Origin of the sequence: Bacillus sp. JJ864 (assembly GCF_036963045.1) — a bacterium.
Taxonomy (GTDB): domain Bacteria; phylum Bacillota; class Bacilli; order Bacillales; family Bacillaceae_G; genus Bacillus_A; species Bacillus_A pseudomycoides_C.
In genome coordinates, this window is the sequence record NZ_JBALLY010000219.1 from 1 (window position 1) to 8,659 (window position 8,659).

The 8,659-nt window shown below is 33.1% G+C and carries 6 protein-coding genes and 1 pseudogene; all 7 read left to right on the forward strand.

The features are described 5' to 3' along the window. Positions 1-127 precede the first annotated feature (127 nt). On the forward strand, positions 128-799 hold the full coding sequence (gene deoC, locus V7024_RS23295) for a deoxyribose-phosphate aldolase (protein ID WP_335524397.1): 672 nt from the start codon (positions 128-130) through the stop codon (positions 797-799). 107 nt (positions 800-906) lie between these two features. After that, a pseudogene (locus V7024_RS23300) lies at positions 907-2,089 on the forward strand (NupC/NupG family nucleoside CNT transporter). Positions 2,090-2,145: 56 nt separating this feature from the next. Beyond that, positions 2,146-3,447 (forward strand): pyrimidine-nucleoside phosphorylase, encoded by a 1,302-nt coding sequence (locus V7024_RS23305; protein ID WP_335524399.1) that lies wholly within the window; start codon positions 2,146-2,148, stop codon positions 3,445-3,447. Between the two features lie 37 nt (positions 3,448-3,484). Further along, the gene (locus tag V7024_RS23310; protein WP_335524400.1) at positions 3,485-3,880 is read left to right on the forward strand and encodes a cytidine deaminase; all 396 of its coding nucleotides are present in this window, start codon (positions 3,485-3,487) and stop codon (positions 3,878-3,880) included. Between the two features lie 817 nt (positions 3,881-4,697). Beyond that, positions 4,698-5,867, forward strand: a complete 1,170-nt coding sequence (gene nheA, locus V7024_RS23315; protein ID WP_335524402.1) for a non-hemolytic enterotoxin subunit A — start codon at positions 4,698-4,700, stop codon at positions 5,865-5,867. A gap of 51 nt (positions 5,868-5,918) precedes the next feature. Further along, the gene (gene nheB, locus V7024_RS23320) at positions 5,919-7,085 is read left to right on the forward strand and encodes a non-hemolytic enterotoxin subunit B (RefSeq protein ID WP_335524403.1); all 1,167 of its coding nucleotides are present in this window, start codon (positions 5,919-5,921) and stop codon (positions 7,083-7,085) included. A gap of 273 nt (positions 7,086-7,358) precedes the next feature. Then, a complete protein-coding gene (gene nheC / locus V7024_RS23325; protein WP_335524405.1) occupies positions 7,359-8,516 on the forward strand; it encodes a non-hemolytic enterotoxin subunit C in 1,158 nt (385 codons plus the stop codon). Positions 8,517-8,659: the final 143 nt, after the last annotated feature.

An 8,659-nucleotide genomic window follows, 5' to 3' on the forward strand; every position in this document is an offset into this window, starting at 1 on the left:
TAAGATTCGTTTTATAGGAGATAAATTCCTTTTTTAAAAAACTTTGAACAAAATTTCAAAAGTATGTTTACATTTGTTCAAAGTGAAGTTAGAATGAAGTTGTTAAAAGATATGAGGAGTGAAGAAAATGAACATTGCAAAGTTAATTGATCATACAGTTTTGAAACCAGATACTAAAAAAGAAGACGTTATAAAAGTTTTAGAAGAGGCAAAAAAATACAATTTCGCTTCTGTTTGCATTAATCCTACATGGGTGAAATTAGCAGCTGAGGAATTAGCAGGACATGATGTAGATGTTTGCACAGTAATTGGTTTCCCTTTAGGTGCGAATACAACTGAAACAAAAGTATTTGAAACAAAGGATGTAATTGCAAAAGGTGCTACTGAAGTTGATATGGTAATTAACGTTGGCGCTTTAAAAGATGGCGATAATGAATTCGTTGAAAAAGATATTTACGAAGTTGTACAAGCTGCAAAAGGAAAAGCACTTGTAAAAGTTATCATTGAAACTTGCTTATTAACAGACGAAGAAAAAGTTCGTGCATGTCAATTAGCTGTAAAAGCTGGTGCTGACTATGTAAAAACTTCAACTGGATTCTCAACTGGCGGAGCAACTGCAGAAGATATTGCATTAATGCGCAAAACTGTTGGAGAAAACGTTGGCGTGAAAGCATCTGGCGGAGTTCGTACAAGAGAAGATGCAGAGAAAATGGTGGAAGCTGGTGCTTCAAGAATCGGTGCAAGTGCTAGTGTGGCAATTGTGCTAAATGAAACAAACGGTGGTTCAAGTAATTATTAATTTATAAAAAGTTGCAAGCAATAGATACACGAATGGAAGGCATAGTGTATCTATTGCTTTAACACTTAAAAAATATGTAAGCGGATACGAAAAGGAGGGAGAATGTAATGAAGTACTTAATCGGTATTCTAGGCCTCGTTATTATTTTAGGTATCGCAAGGCTTGCTAGTAATAATCGAAGTAAAGTAAAATTCCGTCCTATAGTAACGATGATTTGTTCTGCAATTTATTCTAGGGTTTTTGCTCTTAAATACGAGCGCAGGGAATATCCTAATAAGTGGGATCGCAGATGGGTTTGGACAATTATTAAAGTACGCTGCTGAAGGTGTTAATTTCGTATTTGGCGGTTTGGTAAATAAAAATGAGTTTTCATTCTTTTTAGGTGTATTAATGCCAATTGTCTTTATATCAGTTTTAATTGGTATTTTACAACATATTAAGGTATTGCCATTCATTGTGAAGTACATTGGTCTTGTTTTAAGTAAAGTAAATGGAATGGGGAAACTTGAATCCTATAACGCTGTAGCCTCAGCTATTTTAGGACAATCGGAGGTATTCATCTCTGTTAAGAAACAGTTAGGGTTATTGAGTGAAAGAAGATTATATACATTATGCGCATCTGCTATGTCAACGGTGTCTATGTCAATAGTGGGATCGTATATGGTTCTTTTAAAACCAGAGTATGTTGTAACCGCTTTAGTACTGAACTTGTTTGGTGGGTTTATTATTGCCTCTATTATTAACCCTTATGAGGTCACTGAGGAAGAAGACATTTTAGAAGTACAAGAAGAAGAGAAAAAAAGCTTTTTTGAAGTGTTAGGGGAGTATATTATAGATGGTTTTAAAGTTGCGATTACAGTAGCCGCTATGCTAATTGGATTCGTTGCTTTAATCACTTTTGTTAATGCTATTTTTAAAGGAGCAATCGGGATCTCATTCCAAGAAATTCTTGGATATGTATTTGCCTCATTTGCTTTTATTGTAGGGATTCCATGGCATGAAGCTGTTAACGCTGGTAGTATCATGGCAACAAAACTAGTATCGAATGAATTTGTAGCGATGACAAATTTAGCCCAAGGAAATTCTCATTTTACAGGAAGAACAACTGCTATCTTATCAGTATTTCTTGTTTCGTTTGCAAACTTTTCTTCCATCGGGATTATTGCTGGAGCAGTTAAAAGTTTACATGAAAAACAAGGGAATGTTGTCGCAAGATTTGGTTTAAAATTACTATTTGGAGCAACATTAGTAAGCTTTTTATCAGCGGCTATTGTTGGCTTAATATATTAAGAATTTAACAGGATCAATTTTTATTAACAAAAAAATAAAAAGGATTGGTGATTAGGATGAGAATGGTAGATATCATTGCGAAAAAACGTGACGGTAAAGAACTAGCAACAGAAGAAATTCAATTTTTTATTAATGGATATACAGACGGAACAATTCCTGATTATCAAGTAAGTGCACTTGCAATGGTTATCTTTTTCCAAGATATGTCTGATCGTGAGCGTGCAGATTTAACAATGGCAATGGTTGAATCTGGAGAAACGATTGATTTATCAGAAATCGAAGGAGTTAAGGTAGATAAGCACTCAACTGGTGGCGTTGGTGATACAACAACATTAGTTTTAGGGCCGTTAGTAGCAGCTTTAGATGTACCTGTTGCGAAAATGTCTGGGCGCGGTTTAGGACATACAGGTGGGACAATTGATAAATTAGAAGCAGTAGAAGGTTTCCACGTTGAAATTACGAAAGAACAATTCATTGACATCGTAAACCGTGATAAAGTTGCAGTTATTGGACAAACTGGAAATTTAACACCTGCTGATAAAAAGATTTATGCTTTGCGTGATGTGACAGGAACTGTAAACTCCATTCCATTAATCGCAAGCTCCATTATGAGTAAAAAAATTGCGGCTGGTGCTGATGCAATTGTTCTAGATGTAAAAACAGGTGCAGGTGCATTTATGAAAACGGAAGAAGATGCGATCGAATTAGCTCATGCAATGGTGCGAATCGGAAATAATGTTGGTCGTCAAACAATGGCTGTTATTTCTGATATGTCACAACCTCTTGGTTTTGCAATTGGTAATGCACTAGAAGTGAAAGAGGCAATTGATACATTAAAAGGAGAAGGCCCAGAAGATTTAACAGAATTAGTGCTTGTATTAGGGAGCCAAATGGTTGTACTTGCTAAAAAAGCAAATACGTTAGAAGAAGCACGTGAAATGTTGAAAGAAGTTATGAAAAATGGTAAAGCAATTGAGAAGTTCAAACAATTTTTACACAATCAAGGTGGAGACAGCTCTATTGTTGATCAGCCAGAAAAATTACCACAAGCGAAATATGTAATTGATGTACCTGCTAAAACTTCAGGAGTTGTGTCTAACATTGTTGCCGATGAAATTGGTATTGCTGCGATGCTTCTAGGAGCAGGCCGAGCAACGAAAGAAGATGAAATTGACTTAGCTGTTGGCTTAATGTTACGTAAAAAAGTTGGCGATGCGGTAAAAGAAGGAGATCCATTAGTAACGATTTATGCAAATCGCGAAGATGTTGAAGATGTAAAAGCAAAAATTTATGAAAATATCTCTTTATCAGAAAAGGCTGATGCTCCAAAATTAATCTATACTGTTATCACTGATTAATACTTAATAATCACATTCACTTTGAGGAGGAATTGATATGAATAAACAAAAATATATTGAAGAAGCAAATAAAATGTTATCCAAAGCTTACATTCCGTATTCAAAGTTCCCTGTCGGGGCGGCACTCGTTACGAAAGATGGTAAAATTTATACAGGCTGTAACATAGAAAACGCATCTTACGGTTTATGTAATTGTGCCGAAAGAACAGCGATCTTTAAAGCAGTGTCAGAAGGAGAACGTGATTTCAGTTATTTGGTCGTAACAGGTAATACTGACGGTCCGATTTCGCCATGCGGAGCTTGCAGACAAGTGATTGCAGAATTTTGTGATCCGAAAATGCCAGTATTATTGACGAATCAAAAAGGTGATGAAAAAGAAGTGACAGTTGAACAACTGCTGCCAGGGGCATTTTCGATAGATGATTTAAAATAAGTATTGTATGATTTGAAAATTATAAACGAAATTTTTTTCTAATTGAACTATACCTCGAGTCATGGACGCTTAAAAGTCTATGGTTCGGGGTTTTTTGTATTTTTATAGTTTCGCTTTATTTTGCATTAACAAGTAATCAGAATTGTGAGGGATTCTTCATGATAAACTAGTTCCTTTAGTGGTAAGTTTATATATTCATTGATTTCAAGATAATAATATAAATAATTATTCTGTGAAAAAATAGCTTATTACAGTGTAAATTACGCCCTGTTTTTATGCAATTTTACATACCCAAATATAGGGAACGTTTAAACAGAATAGTATTTTGTTATATTAAAAACATTTTTATGGAAATAAAAACCTTTATTAAATTGTAATAATTATAATTTCAATGGGAATATCAAATAAAAATTAATGTATTACATGAAAAATAGATTTACTAATTTTTTATTAATATAATTATTTTTAAATTATATTATCTGAATATTTAGTTGTTTTTTGGTGATGAACAAAATTTTATGATTTACTTGGTAAAAACATAATGTTTTAATAAGGGCATAAGATCGTTACATTGTATGAGATACATAAGCAAGTTTAACTTCGACGTGTCTTTTATGTAACTTCTTAGGGAATAGGGTTATAGTAGGGCATTATGTACAAGTATTTTTAATCTATACTCAGATTTCCATTATCAACATCTTTGTAGCAATCTATAAAGATAAACAGTAATAAAGCTGGATTATATAGGGGTTTGAATTCTGAAAATTCAGTATAATTGTTTTGTCTGGAAAATCACAACTAGTAGGAGGAATTAATCATGAAAAAAACATTAGTCGCAGGGTTATTAGTTACAGCAGTATCTACAAGTTGTTTCGCACCTGTAAATACTTTTGCAGAAAGTAAAACAACTTATTCACAACTAACAAGTAGTCAAAATCAAGTTGCTATGAATAGGTTATCAGATTCGATTAAGACATTAGGATCACAGACGCCATTAATTCAAGGATATGGGCTAATCATATTAAAGCAACCAAACCTTGAAGTAACTGCTATACCTGGAATAACAACTGATCAAGGTACTGCAAGAAACCATGTTCAAGACTGGCTGGATACATATAATCCAAAACTATTCAATGTAAATCAAGACATGCAGGATTTTGGGACAAGATTTACAAATTATTATGATATATTGGTTGAACTAGCTGGAAGAATGAATGACGATTCGCAAGCAAAAGAAGACTTTGTAAGTACTTTTAATGCACTTCAAGATCAAATGCAAGCAATTCAGTATGATATGAAAGGAGCTTCAGTAGACTTAAACAATTATAAAAATGACTTGGTCGAAGATAGTAAGAGCTTTTCTAGTAAAGTTAGCAGAGCGATTGAACTTTATAAGGGATCAGGCGGAGACATTGAAAAATTCAGAACGGAAATTAGACAACTTGATGAAAACATTCAAGATGATTATACAAAACTTCTAGCTCTACCAAAAGAAAATGTAAAAGGTTCTATAAATATTGGAAAGACGGTTATTGATATTTGGATAGACGCAGGTAAGGATCGAACTTTAGACACGTCTAATTTGGAAGTGATTTATAACCAAGTTGGACAAGTCCAAAATGATGAAGTAACAAAACTGAATAATGATGTTCATCAGAAGCAACAACAAAAAATTCTATTGCTACAAAAATTATCGAAAATTGAAGTGCAAGCAACTCAAATGACACTTATTGATCTGCAGTTAAATAACTTTACAAGAGTAGTTAAAAAGCAAATTCAGAGTTTTGACAATCTAGTAAGTAGTTGGGACATCTTTAATGAAACAATGATTCAAATGAAGACAAGTCTTAATACTGATGCGAAAATAGATTCTAATGCATTACAAGCACAATTAACAGAACTCAAAAAGTTTACGGATGAATTGAATAAACAAACAACGGAATATGAAAATAGTGTTACAAACATAAAAGTAACAGAGGCAAAATAGTAGAATGAAGAAAAAAATCTTAATAATATAATATAAGGAGATAGGAATATTATGAAAAAACCTTATAAAGTAATGGCTTTATCTACATTAATTGCAACAATCGCAGCGGGTAGCATTACGCCATCATATGCCTCGGCAGCGGAAAATACAACAAAATCAGCACCTATTTATGCAGGTGCAGAAAATAACTCCCCTGAGTACCCTGAGTATTCACTTGGACCAGAAGGGCTTAAAGATGCGTTAGAGAAAACTGGATCCAATATGTTGGTAATGGACCTGTATGCTTTAACTATTGTTAAACAAGCAAATGTTAATTTTGATGGTTTAACTGTAATTAACAATGATTTACAAAAAAGTATTAAGGACAACCACGATGCTTCTAAAAAAAATGCAAATCAATGGTTAGATGGTTTGAAACCGCAAATAATCCAGACGAATCAAAATATTATCAATTATAATACACAATTTCAAAATTATTATGATGCTTTGGTAGAAGCTGTAAATAATAATGACAAAGAAACGCTAAAAGCTGTGCTTACAAGTTTAGATGATAGTATTTCAGAGAACAAAGGTGCAGTGGACAGGTTAGTGCAAGATTTGAAAGCCTTTCGCGGCAAATTAGAACTGGATACACAAAATTTAAAAACTGATGCTAACAAAATCACAGATATTTTATCTGGTCAAGATGCTGGAATTCCATTGATGCAGAAACAAATCGAAACAAATCAAACATTAATTGATGAGAATAACAAAGTTTATATTGGATCGTCGGTTGCAACTGCTCTCGGTGCATACTTAACTGCTACAGTTATCTTTGCGCCTATTGGTGCAGGTGCATTAGGAGGCGGGATATACGGAGTTGTTACATCGCAGCAGCAGATAAAGAAAGCACAAGAAGAGATTAAAAATCTAACAGAAAATATTTCCACTGCAAAACAACAGGTAGCTAAGTTAACGATCTTGAAAAATAATACTAATAATTTAACAGAAACAATTGATGCAGCTATTACTGCCCTTGAAAATGTAAAGAATCAGTGGCAGACAATGGGGGCAAAATATAAATCATTGAATGACAATGTTGACAGAATTAACCCAGACAAGCTTGCTACTATTATAAAAGTAGATCTGAGGATAGCTAAAGGTAGCTGGGAACAGGTTAATAAGTATGCTGAAAATATTCAAAAGGCTGAGATTTCATTCGTAGAAGAGAAAAAATAATATTACTTCAAGAAATTGCCGAAGTAATGAAAAATATAATATACTGACTTTCCCTTTTGAAGAACACATAATGTGAGTCTCCTGTTCAAGTTTGAACAGGAGATTTCCTATATAGTTATGAAACTTGATAAAGATTATAGAATAAGAAAGTATGAAAACCCCTATTTTAATATGTTGTTTTATTTGCAAGGATCGTAATTCATTTGAAGGAAAGAATAGAAGCTTATGAATTTAATAAAATACGTGATACATTTGAGAGAATAGGTGAAAAAGGTGAATAAAAAATTGTATAAGAAAGTTATTTTATCAACGATCATTACTGGAATGGCAGCGAGTAATGTAATCCCTCTCCATACTTTTGCAGCAGAACAAGCTGTGCAAAATAGTGTGTCCCAACAGCAAGAAGATAGTAAGAGCTATGATTTGGGTCCTGATAAATATAAAGAAGTAATGGAGAAAATGGGGGCAAATATCCTTACAATGGATTCATATGCTCAAACAATCCGTAATCAACAACAGACAGATTTAAGTAAAATAAGTTCTATAAATGGTGATTTCAAAGCAAACATGATTAAGCATCAAAAGGATGCGCAAACGAATGCAACATATTGGTTAGATAATCTAAAGCCTGATATTATGAAAACGATTCAGAATAGTGTAAGTTATAATGATGCCTTTCAAGCGAGTTATGATCAATTACTAGCTGCTATAGATAAAAAAGATATAGTGACATTTAAATTTAGACTGGTGAGGTTATATCGTAGTATTTTGGACAATAGTCAAGAAGTGGATGGACTACTAGAAAAGTTGATAACATTCCGAAATGAAATGGCTGAAGATACAAGAAGTTTTAAAGCAGATTCCAATCAATTGAAGTCTATTTTAGAAAGTACGAACGCCGGTATTCCACTTTTACAACAACAAATCGATAATTTTAATAATATAATTAAACAAAATTATGATAATCGTGGTGGCTATATAGCTTTATCTGTATTTATGCCTCCAGTTGGTATACCATTGATTGTCACTGCTGACAAGAATATCGCATCTGCACAACAAGAAATAGAACAATTAAAGTCCAGAATTTCTGGAGCAGAGGCAGAATTAGTTATTTTGACAGATGCCAAAAATAAAACGGAACATATGACTGAAACAATTGATACAGCTATTACTGCTCTTCAAAATATATCGAATCAGTGGCATACAATCGGAGCAAAATATGATTCTTTACTAAAAAATGTTGACAAAATTAATCCAGACCGTCTTGCTTTATTAAAAACAGATCTGAAGATAGCGAAGGATAGCTGGCAGGACCTTAAAAATTATGCAGATAAATTATATGAAGGTGCTAAGATTGTACAAAATGGAGAGATTGTCCAAATAGGACAACCACAAATAAGACAACCACAAATAGGACCGGATTGCTCCTGAATACATATAAATAATATAAAAAACATACAATCTGGTATTTGTTGGTAAAGTTGTGTGTTTTTTATATAGGGATTTAATTCTATATCAAGCCCTATTTGTTAATAAAAACGTAAATTATATATATTATCAGGCGTGTTGATTAG

Excerpts from the sequence above, each read along its gene's own strand:
- deoC (WP_335524397.1), top strand. The coding sequence starts at position 128 with ATGAACATTGCAAAGTTAATTGATCATACAGTTTTGAAACCAGATACT.
- V7024_RS23305 (WP_335524399.1), top strand. The coding sequence starts at position 2,146 with ATGAGAATGGTAGATATCATTGCGAAAAAACGTGACGGTAAAGAACTA.
- V7024_RS23310 (WP_335524400.1), top strand. The coding sequence starts at position 3,485 with ATGAATAAACAAAAATATATTGAAGAAGCAAATAAAATGTTATCCAAA.
- nheA (WP_335524402.1), top strand. The coding sequence starts at position 4,698 with ATGAAAAAAACATTAGTCGCAGGGTTATTAGTTACAGCAGTATCTACA.
- nheB (WP_335524403.1), top strand. The coding sequence starts at position 5,919 with ATGAAAAAACCTTATAAAGTAATGGCTTTATCTACATTAATTGCAACA.